Genomic DNA, 20,089 nt, shown 5'->3' on the forward strand with positions numbered 1-20,089 from the left:
CTGGCGGGTTTCCTGCAATAAGAGCGGCAACACTACCAACGGTAATGGGCAAATGCTTTATTTGCTTCTGCCATACGGTGCGTGTCTTCACGTTTTCTGACAGCTGAACCGGTATTATTGGCTGCATCCAATATTTCATTCGCCAAGCGCTCTTCCATTGATTTTTCACCGCGCAAACGCGCGTAGCTTACCAACCAACGCAAGCCTAAGGTTGTACGGCGATCAGGCTTTACTTCAATTGGAACCTGATAGTTGGCACCACCGACACGGCGCGCCTTAACTTCAAGCACCGGCATAATATTTTTCAACGCCTGGTCAAAGATTTCCATTGGTTCCTCACCACTGCGTTCACGAACCAAGTCGAAAGATTTATATAGGATATTTTGTGCCTTCCCTTTTTTTCCATCAATCATAATGCGGTTAATGAGCCTAGTCACCAACTTGGAATTATAAAGCGGATCCGGCAATACTTCACGACGAGGTACTGGACCTTTACGAGGCATGTCCGACCCTCCTTTCTTGATCATTTACGTTATTTTTTTGCACGTTTTGTTCCGTATTTGGAACGGCCTTGCTTGCGGCCCTGGACACCTGCAGTGTCAAGGCTTCCCCGGACAATGTGATAGCGAACACCCGGAAGGTCTTTCACCCGGCCTCCGCGAATAAGCACAACGCTGTGCTCCTGCAAATTGTGGCCGATTCCCGGGATGTATGCCGTTACTTCAATCCCATTGGTCAAACGAACACGTGCATACTTACGCAATGCCGAGTTTGGTTTTTTTGGCGTCATTGTACCAACACGTGTACAAACGCCTTGCTTTTGCGGAGAAGATTGATTGGTCGGCTCTTTCCTAATGCTGTCAAAACCTTTGTTAAGCGCAGGCGCGTCAGATGTTTTCGGCTTCGATTGACGCCGCTTGCGAACAAGTTGATTAATGGTTGGCATCGTTTTTTCCTCCTTTCTTGCACACATTCCCATGTGCGTAAATAAATGATTGCTTCTTACTTGTGAACCCTTGGGAAACCAGCTTTAGCAAGACCACTGTCCCAGGTGGTTCACATAAGAACAAAAGTAATGTTCTTACCAGGCAGACGAGGCTGCCAGGTAAAAACCATACTATCTTCAGCACTTATCCTTTTATTTAAGGGTTTTGCCGAACTTAATACCATATTGAAATCCCGCTTTTCGGGAAATCACGCGCACCTTTGACATCTTACCAAAGGGGCAATGCGATGTCAATTCATTTTCGATGATCCATTCATGACAGGACGGATTTCGGGAAAAAGCCGCTTTTAAGGTTAAAGCCGGCGCTCGCGCGTCCTGCGCTAATAGCGCCGGCTGGTGCTGTCATTCGCTAGATTAGACAGGGAAGCTGCCTTTCCTATGAACGGCACAAACTGATTTTACCAACGGGAAAGCGCACCTTCAGGTTCTTCCGCGGTTTCTGACGCACTTTCTTCACCGTTATCCGCTTTGAGAGAGCGATACCTTTGCATTCCTGTTCCTGCCGGTACCAGCTTGCCGAGAATCACGTTTTCTTTTAATCCGAGCAACGCGTCCGCCCTTCCTTTGATTGCCGCATCCGTAAGGACACGAGTCGTTTCCTGGAAGGATGCTGCCGATAAGAAAGAGTCGGTTTCAAGGGATGCTTTTGTGATTCCAAGAATAACAGGCGTGCCAACTGCCGGGCGCTGATTCTCGCGAAGCACGTCTTTGTTAACATCATTGAAGTGATTCACTTCCACTAGCGTGCCGGGCAGAACATCCGTATCTCCAGAATCATTCACGCGGATTTTGCGGAGCATCTGGCGAACCATCACTTCTACGTGTTTATCGCCGATTTCCACGCCCTGCATACGGTATACTTTCTGGACTTCCTTAAGCAAGTATTCTTTCACTTCTTTAATTCCGGTTACTTTCAGCAGCTCTTTCGGGTCAATGGAACCTTCCGTAAGCGCTTGGCCCGCTTCTACATGATCCCCTTCAGCCACACGCAACCGTGCCCCGTATGCTGTTGTATAGGATTTCGATTCGATTTCCCCATTAATGACGATATTTTTCTTATCTCCGGAATCATGAACCTCTCCTACCGTACCCTCAAGTTCTGTAATAAGCGCCTGCCCTTTCGGATTGCGGGCCTCAAAGAGCTCTTGGATACGAGGGAGACCTTGGGTAATATCGTCGCCGGCAACACCACCGGTGTGGAACGTACGCATGGTAAGCTGGGTCCCTGGCTCTCCGATAGACTGAGCGGAGATAATGCCGACTGCTTCTCCAACCTCAACATCGCTGCCGGTGGCCAAGTTGCGGCCATAACATTTCTTGCAAACGCCGCGAGCCGTGTCACAGGCAAAAACGGAGCGAATCGTTACTTTATCAATGTTTGCATCGACAATCGCTTTCGCGGTGTCTTCCGTGATCAATTCATTATTTTGCGCAAGTATATCTCCGCTTTCGGGATGGACAACCGTTTGAAACGCTACACGTCCGACAAGACGGTCATGCAGGCCTTCAATAACCTCTGTCCCGTCTCGTAATGTCTCAACCGTGAGCCCTCGATCTGTCCCACAGTCATCTTCACGAACGATGACATCTTGCGCGACGTCCACAAGACGGCGGGTCAAGTAACCGGAGTCAGCGGTTTTCAACGCTGTATCTGCCAAACCTTTACGCGCACCGTGGGTGGAAATGAAATATTCCAACACAGTCAGACCTTCTCGGAAGTTTGATTTAATCGGCAATTCGATGATCTGTCCGGATGGGTTTGCCATCAGCCCGCGCATACCTGCCAGCTGTGTGAAGTTCGACGCGTTCCCCCGAGAACCGGAGTCACTCATCATAAAGATTGGATTTGAGTGATCCAATGATTTCATCAGACGCTCTTGAATCTTGTCTTTGGCTTCGCTCCAAATGGCTATGACTTTGTCGTATCTTTCATCTTCCGTGATCAAACCACGTCTAAACTGCTTCATCACACGGTTGACTTTGCTTTCGGCGTCATCAAGTATCTCCTGCTTGTCGGAAAGAACAACCACATCGGAAATCCCTACCGTGAGCCCGGCTTTCGTCGAGTAGTAGAAACCAAGATCTTTCATGCTATCCAACATCCGGGAGGTGGCCGTAACTTGGAATCTCTTAAATACTTCAGCAATGATTTCGCCGAGAAAACCTTTTTTAAACGGCGAAACAAGTTCCATTTCCGCTAGCACATCTTTTGCGTCCATTCCTTTTGGAACAAAATATTTCTCCGGTGTTTCGTTTTCCAAGTTGTCGGCAGATGGTTCATTAATGTACGGAAAGGAGCTTGGTAATATTTCATTGAAGATCAATTTTCCAATCGTCGTCAATAACAGCTGGTCTTTCACTTTTTCAGGGAACATACTGTTTTCCATCGTAGAGACCGAAACAGCCACACGTGTGTGCAGATGCACGTAGCCATTTTGATACGCCGTAAACGCTTCATTGCTGTCTTTAAATACAGCACCTTCACCGGTCGCGCCTTTTCGCTCGCTTGTAAGGTAATAGTTACCGAGAACCATATCCTGCGAAGGTGTAACGACCGGATTTCCGTCCTTCGGATTTAGAATGTTTTGCGCAGACATCATCAACACCCGTGCTTCCGCTTGGGCTTCTGCTGATAACGGGACGTGAACAGCCATTTGATCTCCGTCAAAATCCGCGTTGTAAGCCGCACAAACGATTGGATGCAGACGAATGGCGCGACCTTCAACGAGCACCGGCTCAAACGCCTGGATCCCCAGCCTATGCAGCGTTGGCGCTCGGTTGAGCAATACCGGGTGTTCTTTGATCACATCTTCAAGCACATCCCATATTTCCGGGTGGACACGATCAACCTTACGTTTGGCACTTTTGATGTTATGTGCTGAGCCATTGGCCACCAACTCTTTCATGACAAAAGGCTTGAACAATTCCAGTGCCATTTCTTTCGGCAGGCCGCACTGATACATTTTTAAACTCGGACCGACAACGATAACGGAACGCCCGGAGTAGTCGACGCGCTTCCCGAGAAGGTTTTGGCGAAAGCGGCCTTGTTTTCCTTTGAGCATATGGGAGAGTGATTTTAGCGGACGATTTCCCGGGCCGGTAATTGGCCGGCCGCGCCTTCCGTTATCAATAAGCGCATCCACAGCTTCCTGAAGCATGCGTTTTTCGTTTTGAACGATGATGCTTGGCGCACCCAAATCCAACAAACGCTTTAAACGGTTATTGCGGTTAATCACACGACGGTACAAATCGTTCAAATCAGAAGTGGCAAACCGACCGCCGTCCAGTTGAACCATCGGGCGTAATTCCGGCGGGAGGATAGGGAGAACATCCATGACCATCCACGCAGGGTGATTCCCCGAATGGCGGAAGGCTTCCAACACTTCCAAACGTTTAATCGCGCGGGTACGACGTTGTCCTTGAGCTGTTTCAAGTTCATCCCGCAGCGTTTTTACTTCTTGCTCGAGATTTAAATCGGACAAAATCTTGCGGATCGCTTCCGCACCCATTTGTGCAGTGAAGGAACGCCCATATTTATCATAATAGGAGCGGTATTCTTTCTCAGAGAGCAATTGCTTATATTCAAGCGGTGTGTCCCCGGTTTCCGTTACAACATAGGAAGCAAAGTAGATGACCTCCTCGAGAGAACGAGGGGACATATCAAGAACTAGCCCCATCCGGCTCGGAATACCTTTAAAATACCAGATGTGTGATACCGGAGCTGCCAATTCAATATGACCCATGCGTTCGCGGCGAACTTTCGCCCGCGTTACTTCAACGCCGCAACGATCACAGACAACTCCTTTGTAACGGACGCGTTTATATTTCCCGCAATGGCATTCCCAATCCTTTTGCGGACCGAAAATACGCTCGCAAAACAAACCCTCTTTTTCCGGTTTTAATGTCCGATAGTTAATAGTCTCAGGTTTTTTTACTTCACCCCTAGACCAATTGCGGATCTTATCGGAAGAAGCAAGGCCAACTTTCATGTATTCAAAATTATTGACATCTATCAAAGGGTGGTCCCTCCCTTTCTTAGCGCACGAATTGTCAAAAAGGATTCAAGGGCATTGGTGACAAGGGTGAAGGGTGCCATATTGGCAAGGGCACCTTCACCTATCATTTTTTATTATGCGTTCTCTGTAGACTCCAATTTCAAGTTCATTTTGTCACTTGACTGGTCTTCTTCATCATCCAGCTCTTTCATTTCAATCTCTTCTTCATTGCTGGAAAGCATTTTTACGTCCATGCCAAGGCTCTGGAGTTCTTTAATCAACACTTTGAACGATTCCGGAACACCCGGCTCCGGGACGTTTTCGCCTTTGACGATAGACTCATACGTTTTTACACGGCCAATCGTATCGTCAGACTTTACCGTTAGGATTTCTTGCAACGTATAAGCGGCACCGTAGGCTTCAAGTGCCCAAACTTCCATCTCGCCAAATCGCTGTCCGCCAAATTGCGCTTTTCCGCCCAACGGTTGTTGCGTGACCAATGAATAGGGACCGGTGGAACGAGCATGAAGTTTGTCATCGACCATGTGCGCCAGTTTAATCATATACATGACACCGACAGACACACGGTTATCGTAAGCCTCGCCACTGCGTCCGTCATATAAAACGGTTTTGCCGTCCTCGGCTATTCCTGCTTCTTCAAACGATTCCTGAACATCTTCTTCACGGGCACCATCAAAGACCGGTGTGGCAACATGAATCCCCAGTTCGCGTGCGGACATACCCAAGTGCATTTCCAGCACCTGTCCAATATTCATCCGCGAAGGCACTCCTAGGGGGTTTAACATCATGTCTATCGGCGTGCCATCTGGCATGAAAGGCATATCTTCCTCTGGTAAAATCCGGGAAATAACGCCTTTGTTTCCGTGGCGGCCGGCCATTTTATCGCCTTCGTGAATTTTTCGCTTTTGCACGATATACACCCTTACGAGCTGATTGACGCCCGGCGGCAGCTCATCGCCGTCTTCACGGTTGAAAATCTTTACATCGAGCACAATGCCGTCCCCGCCGTGAGGCGCTTTTAACGACGTATCGCGCACTTCACGCGCTTTCTCACCGAAAATAGCATGGAGCAAACGTTCTTCAGCCGTAAGTTCAGTCATCCCCTTTGGTGTAACCTTGCCAACAAGGATGTCTCCGTCTTTAATTTCAGCACCGACACGAATAATGCCCCGTTCATCCAGGTTACGTAAAGCATCTTCTCCCACGTTCGGGATATCCCGAGTGATTTCTTCCGGGCCGAGCTTCGTGTCACGTGCTTCCGATTCATATTCTTCGATATGAATGGAGGTGAATACATCATCTTTTACAAGTCGTTCACTCAAAATGATGGCATCTTCATAGTTGTATCCTTCCCAAGTCATAAAACCGAGCAGCACATTCCGGCCGATTGCCATTTCCCCTTTATCCATGGAAGGTCCGTCGGCCAGCACTTCTCCTTTATCAATCACATCGCCGCCATCGACAATCGGGCGTTGATTGTAACTTGTGCCTTGGTTGGAACGGATAAACTTGGACATCCGGTAAACATCTTCATCGGTTTCCACTTCTTTTCCGTCTACTTCCTCTAGACGGCGCATCCGGATCTCTCTTGCCGTCACCCGTTTAACGACTCCGCGATGAATAGCGGTGATGGCTGCGCCGGAATCCTTAGCGGAAACATATTCCATGCCTGTTCCGACGATAGGGGCCTCCGGCTCCAATAAAGGGACAGCCTGGCGTTGCATGTTTGCCCCCATCAGCGCTCGGTTGGAGTCATCGTTTTCAAGGAAAGGGATAGATGCCGTTGCCGCCGAAACAACTTGTTTAGGGGAAACGTCCATATAATCGATGCGTTCTTTCGCTACGATTGTATTTTCTTCGCGGAAACGAGCAATGATATGATCATCGGCAAATGTACCTTCATCCGTCAGCCTCGCGTTGGCCTGAGCCACAACATAGTTCAATTCCTCGTCGGCCGTTAAATAGTCAACGCGCTCGGAGACAACGCCTGTTTCCGGATCGACACGCCGATAAGGCGTCTCCATAAAGCCAAATTCATTCACTTTTGCATACGAGGACAAGGAGTTGATCAAGCCGATATTCGGTCCCTCAGGCGTCTCAATCGGGCACATACGACCGTAGTGGGAATAGTGAACGTCACGAACTTCCATACCGGCACGTTCCCTCGTCAAACCGCCGGGGCCGAGCGCAGACAAGCGGCGCTTATGGGTAAGTTCGGCAAGCGGGTTCGTTTGATCCATAAATTGCGAAAGCTGGGAGCTTCCGAAAAACTCTTTAATGGAAGCAATGACTGGCCGAATATTAATGAGCCCTTGCGGCGTGATTTGGCTTGGATCTTGAATAGACATGCGTTCGCGCACGACGCGTTCCATTCGGGACAAGCCAATGCGGAATTGATTTTGCAGCAGTTCCCCGACCGAGCGCAAACGGCGATTTCCCAAATGGTCAATATCATCCGTACCGCCGACACCATGAAGCAAGTTAAAGAAATAGCTGATGGACGCGACGATGTCTTCGGCAGTAATGTTTTTAATATCCGTATCCAGCGTCCCATTGCTAATCACTTCAATTGTCTGCTCACCGTCCGGATCGTTGGGAGCAAAGACTTTGATGGATTGAACCGTTACTTCGCTCTCATCGTCAACCATGCCTCCGGCGATCCTGTAGGATTTAAAACCGAGGCCATCTTCCAGAAAAGGAAGCAACCGATCGAGTACGCGCCGGTCAATGAGTGTGCCTTCTTCCGCGAGGATTTCTCCGGTTTCCGGATCCGCGAGGGTCTCTGCTAAAACTTGATTAAAGAGGCGCTCTTTAATGTGCAGCTTTTTATTGATTTTATAACGCCCTACATTCGCTAAATCATATCGCTTCGGATCAAAAAAGCGGGATTCAAGCAAGCTGCGGGCATTGTCTACCGTCGGCGGTTCGCCGGGACGCAGACGCTCATAAATTTCCAAAAGCGCTTTTTCCGTGTCATCGGTATTGTCTTTTTCCAAAGAATTGCGCAGAAACTCATTCTCGCCTATTAAATCAACGATTTCCTGGTCCGAGCCGAAGCCTAATGCTCTTAATAGAACCGTGACGGGAATTTTCCGGGTGCGGTCGATACGCACATAAGTGATATCTTTCGCATCCGTTTCAAATTCAAGCCAAGCACCGCGATTAGGGATAACGGTGGCAGTGAAACCTTTTTTCCCATTTTTATCGATCTTCTGGTTATAATAAACACTGGGAGAACGAACAAGCTGGGAAACAATAACACGTTCGGCCCCGTTAATAATAAATGTCCCGGTATCGGTCATGAGCGGGAAATCGCCCATAAATACTTCCTGCTCCTTCACCTCTCCGGTTTCCTGGTTCATGAGACGGACTTTCACACGTAATGGAGCAGAATACGTAACATCCCGTTCTTTGGAATCTTCGACGGAATACTTTGGCTCACCAAGGCTGTAGTCGATAAATTCCAAGACGAGATTACCCGTAAAGTCTTCTATAGGGGAGATATCCTGAAACATGACTCGCATCCCCTCATCGAGAAACCATTGATAGGAAGACGTTTGGATCTCAATGAGATTGGGAAGCTCTAGTACCTCGCTAATTCTTGCGTAGCTTCTGCGCTGGCGATGACGTCCATACTGAATAAGTTGACCTGTCAACAAATTCACCCCTCAACATCCGTATATTGTTTAGCATCCTTCAGGCCCCCGGCACGGCCCATGCTATGAGAGAAAAAGATCATTCTTTGCAAATCGGACTTTCGCCAAAAACCGGCGATCGGCTAATTTTTAAAAGAATGATGCCGTCAGTTATATACAAGGGGGGCAACACGTAGTACAATGAGTTTAACCCAAAACAAATATGGGCTCGCTATCAGAAATCAAGGATAGCATAAGAAAATACATTGACTTTCCCCGTTTTTGGCGAGAAGTCAATTTTTCTACGATTTTTTCGGATTATACTAGTGTTCCCAAACCCAATAACCTTTATACCTGTAAATGAATAGAAAAATCGATACCTTTCATACGGTTATACGCATTATATGATAGTACCATAAAGAAAGAGGAAGGTCAATATTTTTTTCACTCATTTCCTGATTGCAGATGCCGATTCTCCCCCTATACTTTTACTTTCGCCTTATAAACGAAATACCCTTTTTCTTTCTTCACTTCAACGACTTCCTCGTATACTTCTTGAAGTTTTCGTTTCGCAGTAGGCGCCCCCTGTTTTTTTCGAATCACTACCCAAAGCGCGCCCCCGGGCATTAAATAATCATAAGCCTCTGAAAAAATAGCGTGCACAGTAGCTTTCCCTGCCCGAATCGGCGGATTCGTGACAATGGCCGAAAAGCGCTCTTCTTTTCCAACACCCGCGAAACGGTCTCCCGAAACAACTTCCACTCGATTTGCATCGTTAAGCAAAACATTTTGCCGGGCAAGCGCCACCGCCCGCTCATTGACATCAGCCATCACTGCACGGCGCCCGGTAAACGCCGAAAGGATAATCCCGATCGGCCCATACCCACACCCCATATCCAGCAACGGACCGGAAAAATCAGGTTCAGTAAATGTCTCAAGCAAAAAACGGCTCCCAAAGTCCAAGCCTTCTTTTGAAAAAACACCGTGGTCGGCAACAAAAGAAAACGAACGACCCTTTACTTCGGCTGTAAACGATCGCTGTTTGCTCGTCACTTCCGGGTGTTGACTATAGTAATGCTGCGACAACGGTTCCACCTCCTCACGTGGGAGAAAAAGCTTCCCCGCACGTTGCAGAGAAGCTTTTTTCGTTTACATTGCCTTATTTCAATTCAATTTCCGCGCCTGCTTCTTCAAGCTGGCTCTTCATATCTTCAGCGTCTTCTTTGCTTACGCCTTCTTTAATTGTTTCCGGAGCACCGTCGACAAGCGCTTTTGCCTCTTTAAGGCCAAGATCTGCTATGCCGCGCACAACTTTGATAACGTTGATTTTGGAAGAACCTGCGCTATTTAGCACGACGTTAAATTCCGTTTGTTCTTCTTCGGCAGCTTCTCCGCCACCGTCTCCACCGCCGACAGCGACCGGCGCTGCTGCAGTTACTCCGAATTCTTCTTCAATTGCTTTGACAAGATCGTTCAGTTCAAGAACGGTCATGCCTTTGATTTCTTCAATAATTTGTTCTTTTGCCATTGTTAATTCCTCCTTCGGAAATATAATTTAAGATGCGTCTTCGTTTTCTTCTTTTTGGTCAGCCACTGCTTTGGATGCAAGAGCGAAGTTGCGAAGCGGCGCTTGCAAGACACTGAGCAACATGGCCACAAGTCCGTCGTAAGAAGGAAGCTCGGCGAGTTGTTTGATGTCCTCGACAGCTGTTACTTCTCCTTGGATAATGCCCGTTTTGATCTCCAGCGCTTCATTCTCTTTCGAGAATTCATGCAAAACCTTCGCGGCAGCCACCGCATCTGTTCGGCTCGTGGCAATTGCCGTTGGCCCGACGAGGTGCTCGTCAACATCGGTATAGTTTGTTTCTTCCGTCGCGCGGCGCGTCATTGTGTTTTTATATACCTTAAATTCCACATCCGCTTCCCGAAGCTTGCTGCGAAGTTCTGTTGCTTGAGCAACATTGAGGCCGCGGTAATCGACGAATATAGTCGATTCACTGTTCGCAAGTTTATCGGCAATTTCTTGCACGACCGCTTGTTTTTGTTCGAGCACAGTGCTCATCATTCCACCTCCTATAAAATGAATCAGCTAACGCAGACGGGTTCGAGCGTCTCTACTAAAAAAGACCTCTTTACGTCGCGTTTTTCGTAGACATAAAAAGGTCTCCCCATTTTGAACAGCCCCAAGCGGGGCTGTTTGCAATGATGAAATAAACCTCGGCAGGAAATTAAGCACAAACATGCACCTGCTGTCTACGGTTGATACGATTTTCGTTTGCCAATATTGATTATATGAAAGGTCGTCGCGGTTGTCAAACGTTAATTCCGCTAGTCGACACCTTCACACCCGGCCCCATGGAAGAAGCGACCGAAATATTCCGCATGTAAACGCCTTTGGCGGCGGATGGCTTTGCCTTTACAAGCGTGTCGATAACCGTGTTCAGGTTTTCGTTCAACTGTTGTGCATCAAAAGAAACTTTTCCTATCGGCACATGAATATTTCCTGCTTTCTCCACTCGGTACTCGACTTTACCCGCTTTAATCTCGTTCACCGCTTGGGCAACATCCATGGTTACGGTTCCTGTTTTCGGGTTAGGCATTAGCCCGCGGGGACCAAGCACGCGGCCGAGTTTACCGACCTGGGCCATCATATCGGGTGTCGCCACAACGACATCAAAATCCAACCAACCTTGTTGGATGCGATTGACAAGATCTTCCTCGCCGATGATATCTGCACCGGCGTCCTCTGCTTCTTTCGCTTTTTCCCCTTTCGCGAATACGAGTACACGCTTTGTTTTCCCTGTTCCGTGAGGGAGAACAACGGCCCCGCGAATTTGTTGATCAGCTTTACGCGGATCAACACCGAGACGAACCGCAACTTCTACCGTCTCATCAAAATTCGCCGGAGCTACTTTTTGAACGAGCTCCAACGCCTCGCCGGCTGGATAATTGCGTGACGTATCCACTTGTTTTTGTGCATCTACAAATTTTTTTCCTTGCTTTTTAGGCATTTTTATTCAACTCCTCTATTGTGGTTTTAACGGTTTTACCTCCCACGTAGGACCATACACCCGTTTCAGTAAACGAAGGTCGCGAATTCCGGAAGGCCGTTTCGCAACCTGCTTTCTCATGAATATGGTCTAACCTTCAATCGTGATGCCCATGCTTCGCGCGGTTCCTTCAATGATGCGGACCGCAGCTTCTGTGCTTTCGGCATTGAGATCTTCCATTTTCTGTTCCGCAATTTCACGAACTTTATCGGCACTCACACTGCCGACTTTATTCTTGTGCGGCTCACCGGACCCGCTGCTTATACCCGCGGCTTCTTTTAGTAAAACCGGAGCCGGCGGCGTTTTTGTAACAAATGTAAAGGAACGATCTTCATAAACACTAATTTCTACAGGGATAACCGTCCCTGTCTGCTCTTGGGTGCGAGCGTTGAATTCTTTACAAAAACCCATAATATTAATACCAGCCTGGCCGAGTGCAGGGCCGACTGGCGGTGCCGGGTTGGCTTTTCCTGCAGGAATTTGAAGCTTGATTACTTTCTCTACCTTTCTAGCCACGCGACACACCTCCTTCGTTCGTATTGTGGTGTTTCGGGACAAACGCCCTCCCACTTATTGCTTCCTATTTGCCGCTATGAATCTGAAGCAAACAAGATAAATCGTATCATCTAAGAAGATAAACCGCAAGCATTTTAATCAAGAAGTTCACATCGATCAAGAACCCTTCTTTTTACGGTTATACTTTTTCTACTTGATGGAAATCCAATTCTACAGGCGTTTCTCGTCCGAACATATTGACGTGCACTTTGAGCTTTTGCTGCTCTCCATTGATCTCTTCCACTGTGCCCGTAAAATCTGTAAACGGACCGTCTTTCACTTTTACCGATTCTTTCAATTTAATGTCAATTTCTGCTTTCGGCGTCTCTTCGCCCATTTTTCGTAAAATGTCGTCCACTTCGTCCGGCAAAAGCGCATTGGGCTTGGAACCTGCTCCCGGTGAGCCGACGAAACCGGTTACGCCCGGGGTGTTCCGTACGACATACCAAGAATCATCTGTCATAACCATTTCCACGATGACGTATCCCGGAAACGTTTTTTTAGTGACGGTCTTTGTCTTCCCATCTTTTGTTTCCTTTTCCTCGTCCATCGGAACAAGCACTCTGAAAATCTTATCAAGCATCTCCATGGACGCCACGCGCTTTTCCAGGTTAATTTTAACCCTGTTTTCATACCCGGAATATGTGTGCACCACATACCAGTTTTTTTCCATAATTAACGGACCGGTTGATAGATCCCTTTCCTCCTTCCGCAAATAAGTAGTTCCTCAAACATATTCTTAGGCGAGGAACGTTTCCACGAGATAAGATATTCCCGAGTCTACAATCGCAAAAAAGATCGTAATAAAGATGAGTGTGACCAGCACCGTTCGCGTATACTTGAAAAGTTCTCTCGGTGTGGGCCAAGTGACACGCTTCATTTCTTGTCCTACTTCGCGCAGGAACTTGACACTATTTGTAAAAATTACGAGCCCCTCCCTACGTTTTGGCCTCATAATGTGAAACTGCCATCACATCCCGTGCATCGGAACGAATCGGGGTGTCAGCGCCCGCTTTTTTCAGGATTATCAGAAGGGCGCTTATCACCAGCATAAATTCTTTTAAACATAAAAAAACAACCGCTTCCGGTGTGTTTTCAACGATCTCTATTTATATAAGCATTGAATCCCGGGTAGCTGAAAATTATCCCATAAACTGTACCACAGCAGGATTCTGCTGTCAATCGGAGCGCGCTTCCCACAATAATTAACGAGCAAAACACGAGCGCGCAAATCAATGCGATCGGCCATTGATTCCGCACTCGCTCGATCTCAAGTGCAAATCCTCGAAAACAGGCGAAAATTCTGTCTTTTTATCAAAGCAAAATTTCCCGTTTTATTGCATATCGCTCGAGTTTTCTTTTTACTCGCTGCAAAGCATTGTCGATTGATTTTACATGTGTATTTGCAACGACGGAAATTTCCTGATAAGAATGGCCGTCCAAATAAAGACGGAGAACTTTTTGCTCCAATTCGCTTAATACGTTGGTAATTTTATGTTCCACATGGTCCAATTCTTCTTGATTAATCAGAATGTCCTCAGGGTCTGTGATAATCGTGCCGCAAATCACATCCATCAGCGTACGGTCCGATTCTTCATCATAAATCGGCTTGTCCAGAGATATATACGAATTTAAAGGCAGGTGTTTCTGACGGGTAGCAGCTTTGACCGCGGTAATGATTTGGCGTGTAATGCAAAGCTCCGCAAAAGCACGAAAAGAAGAAAGCTTGTTTCCCTTGAAATCACGAATGGCCTTATAAAGACCTATCATTCCTTCTTGTACAATATCTTCGTGATCAGCTCCTATAAGAAAATAAGAACGGGATTTTACACGGACAAAGTTTTTGTACTTGTGAATCAATTGTTCCAACGCAGCGGAGTCTCCCTGGTGCACATTTCTCACGAGTCGTTCGTCTCCTGTCTCCTCAACGTGTCGCTGTTTCTTCTCTATAAGGTGTACATTCACAACCATCCCTCGCCCTCGCCTTCTATGTATCTATTATCCCGGTGTTAAGGTGCCACAGTCGTGGTGATCGACCGGCCGGAGTTGCGGGATTTTGCCCTTTGATAAAGTTTCTTATCTAGTAGTATAAAGAGCACTGAACGGCAAGTCAATCACTTATTGATTATTTCGACGCCACTTTTCAAAATATTCAGCGACCTCTTTGGATATGACACGGTTCCCGTAATAGTTTTCTTTTTTCACTCTAGAGACCCTTTCGGCGACATGTTGTTCTACATCATTCATCTGTATCCTTAGCTCGCGGGCAGATGTACGAAGTGCCCCGCTGCCGAATGTTACCGACTGTTCCACATAATCCGAGGTGGCAACATAGACTTGTGTTTCGACATTTTTCAATTTACTTACGAGCTTCTCAATACGCTCATCTGCGGTTTCCCGCTCGCGGGTGTAGACGACCTCTACACGGTGGTGCTTATTTTTGCTCCCCGTACCCGGCACCATGTGGGCATCGTAAACAATAATCACTCTTCTTCCTGTTACCGCTTGATACTCTGCCATTTTGCCAATGAGCAAATCCCGCGCTTCTATCAGCGAATATTGTTTCAACTTTTTTAATTCCGGCCAATCCCCGATAATGTTGTAGCCATCGACAAGCACGATCTCTTTCATCACGTTGCACCTCCCAACGGATGACGCTTCCGCTGCACTTCATACATGAGGAGGCTGCATGAAACAGCAGCATTCAAGGAAGAAACTTCGCCCGACATCGGGATCCGATATAAAAAATCGCAGGACTCTTTGACGAGGCGGCTCACCCCTTTCCCTTCGCTGCCAATGACCAAAACGACGGGCATCTCCCCGTCCAATTCACGGTAATCGGCTTCAGCATAGGCCTCCGTGCCGGCTATCCATAACCCTTCTTTTTTCAAACGTTCCATCGTTCGCACAAGGTTTGTTACCTTGACGACCGGGACATGTTCAATCGCACCCGTTGACGCTTTTGCTACCGCGCCGGTGAGTCCGCAAGCCCCATGCTTGGGGATGATAATGCCGTCGGCGCCTGCTGCATCCGCACTGCGCAATATAGAACCTAAATTTTGCGGATCCTCAATGCCGTCCAGCAAAATAAAAAAAGGGGCTTGTCCTTTTTGCGCCGCACGCGCAAACAAGGTGTCCATATCCGCATAATCGTAAGCCGAAACCGAAGCTGCAATGCCCTGATGATTTTTGGCGCCAATCAGTTGATCTATTTTTTTGCGGGGCACGTACTTGATCACAATGTTTTTTTCTCTCGCTTTAGAGATTATCTCCTGAATCGACCCTTTCTTCACCCCTTCCGCCACCCAGATTTTCTGAACGGATGCAGAAGAATGAAGGGCTTCGAGCACAGGATTGCGGCCGGTTATCCACTCATTCTCGTTCATTGCTGCTTTCCTCCTCCAAAGTGCCGGGCATACCGGACAATAAATCATTTAACCGCTCGTGATGGCCGCGAAGGTGTAAATAGCCGACCAGAGCCTCAAAGCCCGTACTGTAGCTATACGTAAACGCATCGGTATTTTTCGGGACGCTTCCTGATTTTGCATTGCGGCCGCGACGGACGATCGTCTCCTCATCCGCATTCAACCGTTGATTTTCCAACCAATCATGCAAGCGTTTTGCCTGGGCATTCGCGCTCACATAGGCCGTCGTCTCTTGATGAAGCTGTTGGGCACGCGTATACCCTTGCTGCAAAAAATGCGTGCGTACATACAACTCATACACAGCATCTCCGATATACGCGAGCGCCAAGCCATTTAGCTGAGAAGGGTCCATCGCGCTCATGATTTTGACACTCTCTTCCAACGCGTGCCCTGAGGAGTGTCTTCGAGCTCGATACCCCTCTCTTTTAACAAATCACGAATGCGATCGGCTTCCTGAAAATCTTTATTCGTCCGTGCTTCCCTTCGTTGTTCAATGTAATTTTCGATATCGTCGGATAACAGATCTTCTTCGACAGAAAAAGAAATGCCTAAAACTTCTCCCCACTCCGCAAATGCATCCATCATCTTTTCCAATACATCTTTTGACGTATGAGGTTCTTGCAAATAGCGATTTCCTTCTTTTACGAAGTCAAACAAAACCGTGATCGCGTTTCCTGTATGAAAATCATCGTCCATCTCCTTGATAAAACGACCCTTAAAATCCTCGATCTTCTTTAACCACTGCTCGCTTCCGGCAAAATCCGCGCTTGCCCGGTAACGGTGCCGCACGTTTTCTAAAAATGTGCGAATTCTCGCCAGTCCGGCTGCTGCTGCTTCCACAAGCTCAGCGTTAAAATTAAGCGGGTGCCGGTAATGAGATTGTAAAATAAAGAAGCGGATCGCTTCCGGATCATGTTGGTGAATCAAATCATTGACGAGCACGAAATTACCGAGTGATTTGGACATCTTTTCATTGTCGATTTGGAGATAGCCATTGTGGAGCCAATAGTTGGCCATCGGTTCCTCCAGCAAAGACTCTGATTGTGCCACTTCATTTTCATGGTGGGGAAACATGAGGTCCTGCCCGCCGGCATGGATGTCAATCGTGTCGCCCAAATATTTTTTGACCATGGCCGAGCATTCGATATGCCAACCGGGCCGCCCTTGGCCCCAAGGACTGTCCCAAGACACTTCCCCTGATTTTGCCTCTTTCCACAATGCAAAATCCAAAGGATTCTGCTTCTGTTCGCCCACTTCGATGCGGGCACCTGCTTGAAGGTCGTCCGTGGATTGGCCCGACAGCTTCCCATAATCCGGAAAAGCCTTTGTTTTAAAATAAACGTCTCCACCGGCTGCATACGCGTACCCTTTATCAATGAGCGCACCGATGAAAGTAATGATATCAGCCATCGTCTCCGTTACTCGCGGATGTATATCTGCTTTCTTCACACCCAATGCCGACGTATCTTCATGGAACTGTTGGATAAATCGCTCAGCCAGGGCAAAAACGTCTTCATCGGCTTCATTGGCGGCGTCTATAATTTTGTCGTCAACATCGGTAAAATTCGTGACATATTGGACATCATAGCCACGGTAGATCAAGTAGCGCCGGATCATGTCAAAAACGATCGAAGACCTGGCGTTTCCGATATGAATATAATTATACACCGTTGGTCCGCATACATACATCTTTACCTTTCCCTCTTCAAGGGGCGGAAGGTTTCTTTTTGCCTCGTTAACGTGTTGTACATTTGTACAGCCATCGTTTTTTCACTCCTGTTCTTGTTTCTTCCTGAGCTCTCTCAATTCCAAGCGCAGCCGCTCCACTTCTTTTTCCAAAGCCGTAAAGCGATCGTCCTCGGGATCCGGCAATAGATGGTGTTGCAAATCCTGGTTTACCTTCACGCCGTCCTGCACAACGACACGCCCCGGAACGCCGACGACCGTTGAATTGGGCGGCACTTCATTAAGCACGACGGCTCCACCGCCGATGTTGGAATGATGGCCGACCCGCATCGACCCTAATACTTTTGCGCCCGTCGCCAATAACACATTATCTTCAATCGTCGGATGCCTTTTTCCTTTTTCCTTGCCGGTGCCTCCCAATGTTACGCCTTGATAAATCGTAACATCGTTGCCGATTTCACACGTCTCGCCGATAACGACCGCCATGCCATGGTCAATGAACAATCGCTCTCCAATGACCGCTCCCGGATGAATTTCAATGCCGGTAAAAAAACGATTGATTTGCGAAATCATCCGAGCGATGAGATACCGGCGTTTTTTCCAAAACCAATGGGCGATTCGATGGCTCCAAACCGCATGAACGCCAGCGTACGTCAATATAACTTCAAGCCGGTTTCTTGCCGCCGGATCCCGCGAAAAAACAACATCGACGTCACTTTTTAATGTTCGCCACATAGTTCCCCCTCATCCTTATGCCTTATTTTAACGGACGGCTTCTTTGCCGCCGGAAAGGTTGTTACAATTAGAAAACTTGGCTTTTCGCCAAGCTTTTATGGCGAAAGCCTTAGTTGCACTTATGTAGGTAAGAAAGTTGATTTATACTTTCTTACCTACTAAAAAAACTCTGTGCCTAAAGCACAGAGACGCTCTTCACGCGGTTCCACCCTGTTAGAGCCAATAAAGCTCCTCTCTTACGGATTAACGGCCGTGAGCCGCTTTCGCCTACTTAGATTTTCGGCGAAAGACTCCAAGGGGCATTCACCGATGGCTCCTTCAGCTGCTTCCACCATTGCAGCCGTCTCTGGAAAGGAACACAATCGATTACTCTTCCTTGTCAACGTTCGGTTACTATTATTGTTGTATATGCGACGCTTTGATTAATCTTGCCTGTACCGTTTCTTTTCCGAGAAGTTCAATGGCTTTAGGCAGTTCAGGTCCGTGTGTCTGTCCGGTAACTGCCGCGCGAATCGGCATAAATAATTTTTTGCCTTTATGCCCGGTTTCCTTTTGCGTCGCTTTGATCGCTTTTTGAATCTCTGGCGCTTCAAAGGCTCCGACATGGTCCAATTGCGCAGCAAGTGTTGTCATCACCTCGGGGACATGGGCTTCGCTTAACACATTCGAAGCATCTTCATCGTAATCAATCGATGATTGGAAAAACAGGGAGGCCAATGAACCAAACTCTTCAGCGTAATGCATTTGCTCTTGATAGATCGCTACGAGGTTCTTTAACCACTCCCGGTCCTCTTCCGTATACGATCCGCCCAATAACCCTTCTTTTTGCATATGGGGGATAACAAGATCCGTCAACCGGTCAGCATCCGCTTCTTTCATATACTGGTTGTTCATCCAGGCAAGTTTGTCTTTGTCAAAAACAGCCGGTGCTTTTGACACACGCTCGAGCGAAAACCTTTCAATCAGTTCATCGATCGTAAATTTCTCTTCCTCATTGCCGGGCGACCAGCCAAGGAGCGCGAGGAAATTAACCAGTCCTTCCGGCAAATAACCGTAGTCCCGGTACTGCTCGACAAATTGCATGATCGACTCTTCCCGCTTACTCATTTTTTGCCGATCTTCGTTTAGGATTAACGGTGCATGGGCAAAATGCGGCCGCTCCCATCCAAACGCATCGTATAAAAGGGCTTGCCTCGGAGTATTGGATAAATGTTCTTCCCCGCGGATCACGTGGGATATTTTCATCAAATAATCGTCAACAACGACCGCGAAGTTATAGGTCGGCGCTCCGTCCGATCGTGCGATGACAAAATCACCGATCCCATCCGTATCGAAGTTCACTTCCCCGCGAATAACATCATCAATGACAACGGAAGGCACTTTATTGGGATCAGGCACACGAAAACGGACTACCGGCTTGATGCCTTTTGCTTCGTATTCTTTTTGTTGTTCCCTCGTTAAATCGCGGTCCCTTCCGCTATACTTCGGCATCTCTCCGCGGGCGATTTGCGCCTCCCGCTCTGCTTCAAGTTCCTCGCTCGTCATATAACAACGATAAGCTTTATTCTCTTCCAGCAATTGTTCCACATATTGGGCATAAATGTCGAAACGCTCACTGCTTCGATAGGGAGCATAAGGGCCGCCGTTTTCAATGCTTTCATCCCAATCCAGGCCGAGCCACTTCATGCTCTCCATTAATTTATCGGTGGCATTATCGATGTTCCGCGCTTGATCCGTATCTTCAATCCGCACGATAAATTTACCGTTATGACGCCGGGCGAACAAATAATTAAAAAGCGCTTGCCGTGCGCCTCCGATATGCAGGTGGCCTGTTGGACTTGGCGCAAACCGAACCCGGACTTCCTGTGTCATTGCTAACACCTTCCTATTTCCTTACGTCCTGATTTCTCTTGCAGAGATTGTAGCATAGTTAAAGTGAAACTTCCATCAGAGGCGCTTTTCCTCTGAGTAAGGAACGATA

General features: G+C 47.7%; 17 protein-coding genes, 1 pseudogene and 2 other annotated features. All 18 genes and pseudogenes read right to left on the minus strand.

The window, feature by feature from the left end; genetic code table 11:
- Nucleotides 1–32: 32 nt before the first annotated feature.
- Nucleotides 33–503, minus strand: a complete 471-nt coding sequence (gene rpsG, locus EPH95_RS10195; RefSeq protein WP_142089678.1) for a 30S ribosomal protein S7 — start codon at nt 501–503, stop codon at nt 33–35.
- Between the two features lie 29 nt (nt 504–532).
- Nucleotides 533–946 (minus strand): 30S ribosomal protein S12, encoded by a 414-nt coding sequence (rpsL, locus tag EPH95_RS10200; RefSeq protein ID WP_142089680.1) that lies wholly within the window; start codon nt 944–946, stop codon nt 533–535.
- Between the two features lie 458 nt (nt 947–1,404).
- A complete protein-coding gene (gene rpoC / locus EPH95_RS10205) occupies nt 1,405–5,022 on the minus strand; it encodes a DNA-directed RNA polymerase subunit beta' (protein WP_142089682.1) in 3,618 nt (1,205 codons plus the stop codon).
- 113 nt (nt 5,023–5,135) lie between these two features.
- Nucleotides 5,136–8,678, minus strand: coding sequence for a DNA-directed RNA polymerase subunit beta (gene rpoB / locus EPH95_RS10210; protein WP_142089684.1), 3,543 nt, complete (start codon nt 8,676–8,678; stop codon nt 5,136–5,138).
- A gap of 459 nt (nt 8,679–9,137) precedes the next feature.
- Nucleotides 9,138–9,743, minus strand: coding sequence for a class I SAM-dependent methyltransferase (locus tag EPH95_RS10215; protein ID WP_142089686.1), 606 nt, complete (start codon nt 9,741–9,743; stop codon nt 9,138–9,140).
- 73 nt (nt 9,744–9,816) lie between these two features.
- A complete protein-coding gene (rplL, locus tag EPH95_RS10220) occupies nt 9,817–10,185 on the minus strand; it encodes a 50S ribosomal protein L7/L12 (protein WP_142089688.1) in 369 nt (122 codons plus the stop codon).
- A 27-nt stretch (nt 10,186–10,212) separates the two neighbouring features.
- Nucleotides 10,213–10,719, minus strand: a complete 507-nt coding sequence (rplJ, locus tag EPH95_RS10225) for a 50S ribosomal protein L10 (RefSeq protein WP_142089690.1) — start codon at nt 10,717–10,719, stop codon at nt 10,213–10,215.
- Between the two features lie 50 nt (nt 10,720–10,769).
- Nucleotides 10,770–10,934 (minus strand) — a sequence feature (ribosomal protein L10 leader region).
- A 35-nt stretch (nt 10,935–10,969) separates the two neighbouring features.
- Nucleotides 10,970–11,668: a 50S ribosomal protein L1 gene (gene rplA / locus EPH95_RS10230; protein WP_142089692.1), complete on the minus strand. Its 699-nt coding sequence runs from the start codon at nt 11,666–11,668 to the stop codon at nt 10,970–10,972.
- A 129-nt stretch (nt 11,669–11,797) separates the two neighbouring features.
- A complete protein-coding gene (rplK, locus tag EPH95_RS10235) occupies nt 11,798–12,223 on the minus strand; it encodes a 50S ribosomal protein L11 (RefSeq protein WP_142089694.1) in 426 nt (141 codons plus the stop codon).
- 178 nt (nt 12,224–12,401) lie between these two features.
- On the minus strand, nt 12,402–12,935 hold the full coding sequence (gene nusG / locus EPH95_RS10240; RefSeq protein WP_142091578.1) for a transcription termination/antitermination protein NusG: 534 nt from the start codon (nt 12,933–12,935) through the stop codon (nt 12,402–12,404).
- A gap of 66 nt (nt 12,936–13,001) precedes the next feature.
- Nucleotides 13,002–13,217, minus strand: a complete 216-nt coding sequence (gene secE / locus EPH95_RS10245) for a preprotein translocase subunit SecE (RefSeq protein ID WP_142089696.1) — start codon at nt 13,215–13,217, stop codon at nt 13,002–13,004.
- A 359-nt stretch (nt 13,218–13,576) separates the two neighbouring features.
- Nucleotides 13,577–14,233 carry an RNA polymerase sporulation sigma factor SigH gene (gene sigH / locus EPH95_RS10250; RefSeq protein ID WP_142089698.1) on the minus strand — a complete coding sequence of 219 codons (657 nt, stop codon included), beginning with the start codon at nt 14,231–14,233 and terminating at the stop codon, nt 13,577–13,579.
- A gap of 147 nt (nt 14,234–14,380) precedes the next feature.
- Nucleotides 14,381–14,893, minus strand: coding sequence for an NYN domain-containing protein (locus EPH95_RS10255; RefSeq protein ID WP_142089700.1), 513 nt, complete (start codon nt 14,891–14,893; stop codon nt 14,381–14,383).
- On the minus strand, nt 14,893–15,648 hold the full coding sequence (rlmB, locus tag EPH95_RS10260; protein ID WP_142089702.1) for a 23S rRNA (guanosine(2251)-2'-O)-methyltransferase RlmB: 756 nt from the start codon (nt 15,646–15,648) through the stop codon (nt 14,893–14,895). Before rlmB ends, EPH95_RS10255 begins: the two co-directional genes overlap by 1 nt.
- Complete coding sequence (locus tag EPH95_RS10265; protein WP_142089704.1) at nt 15,635–16,048, minus strand: Mini-ribonuclease 3; 414 nt, start codon at nt 16,046–16,048, stop codon at nt 15,635–15,637. The genes rlmB and EPH95_RS10265 overlap by 14 nt, the downstream gene beginning before the upstream one ends.
- Nucleotides 16,045–17,450: pseudogene (gene cysS, locus EPH95_RS10270) on the minus strand (cysteine--tRNA ligase). The gene EPH95_RS10265 and the pseudogene cysS overlap by 4 nt, the downstream one beginning before the upstream one ends.
- Before the next feature lie 7 nt (nt 17,451–17,457).
- Complete coding sequence (gene cysE / locus EPH95_RS10275) at nt 17,458–18,108, minus strand: serine O-acetyltransferase (RefSeq protein ID WP_142089707.1); 651 nt, start codon at nt 18,106–18,108, stop codon at nt 17,458–17,460.
- Between the two features lie 181 nt (nt 18,109–18,289).
- Nucleotides 18,290–18,500: a binding site (T-box leader), on the minus strand.
- A 4-nt stretch (nt 18,501–18,504) separates the two neighbouring features.
- Complete coding sequence (gltX, locus tag EPH95_RS10280) at nt 18,505–19,980, minus strand: glutamate--tRNA ligase (protein ID WP_142089709.1); 1,476 nt, start codon at nt 19,978–19,980, stop codon at nt 18,505–18,507.
- Nucleotides 19,981–20,089 lie beyond the last annotated feature (109 nt).

The organism is Salicibibacter halophilus (assembly GCF_006740705.1).
Classification (GTDB): domain Bacteria; phylum Bacillota; class Bacilli; order Bacillales; family Marinococcaceae; genus Salicibibacter; species Salicibibacter halophilus.

What these genes read in the sequence shown, in the direction of transcription:
- rplL (WP_142089688.1), bottom strand. Translation starts at nt 10,185, where the DNA reads ATGGCAAAAGAACAAATTATTGAAGAAATCAAAGGCATGACCGTTCTT.
- cysE (WP_142089707.1), bottom strand. Translation starts at nt 18,108, where the DNA reads ATGTGGCGAACATTAAAAAGTGACGTCGATGTTGTTTTTTCGCGGGAT.
- secE (WP_142089696.1), bottom strand. Translation starts at nt 13,217, where the DNA reads ATGAGGCCAAAACGTAGGGAGGGGCTCGTAATTTTTACAAATAGTGTC.
- rplA (WP_142089692.1), bottom strand. Translation starts at nt 11,668, where the DNA reads ATGCCTAAAAAGCAAGGAAAAAAATTTGTAGATGCACAAAAACAAGTG.
- EPH95_RS10265 (WP_142089704.1), bottom strand. Translation starts at nt 16,048, where the DNA reads ATGAGCGCGATGGACCCTTCTCAGCTAAATGGCTTGGCGCTCGCGTAT.
- rlmB (WP_142089702.1), bottom strand. Translation starts at nt 15,648, where the DNA reads ATGAACGAGAATGAGTGGATAACCGGCCGCAATCCTGTGCTCGAAGCC.
- gltX (WP_142089709.1), bottom strand. Translation starts at nt 19,980, where the DNA reads ATGACACAGGAAGTCCGGGTTCGGTTTGCGCCAAGTCCAACAGGCCAC.
- rpsG (WP_142089678.1), bottom strand. Translation starts at nt 503, where the DNA reads ATGCCTCGTAAAGGTCCAGTACCTCGTCGTGAAGTATTGCCGGATCCG.
- nusG (WP_142091578.1), bottom strand. Translation starts at nt 12,935, where the DNA reads ATGGAAAAAAACTGGTATGTGGTGCACACATATTCCGGGTATGAAAAC.
- rpsL (WP_142089680.1), bottom strand. Translation starts at nt 946, where the DNA reads ATGCCAACCATTAATCAACTTGTTCGCAAGCGGCGTCAATCGAAGCCG.
- rplJ (WP_142089690.1), bottom strand. Translation starts at nt 10,719, where the DNA reads ATGAGCACTGTGCTCGAACAAAAACAAGCGGTCGTGCAAGAAATTGCC.
- EPH95_RS10255 (WP_142089700.1), bottom strand. Translation starts at nt 14,893, where the DNA reads ATGAAAGAGATCGTGCTTGTCGATGGCTACAACATTATCGGGGATTGG.
- sigH (WP_142089698.1), bottom strand. Translation starts at nt 14,233, where the DNA reads ATGGTTGTGAATGTACACCTTATAGAGAAGAAACAGCGACACGTTGAG.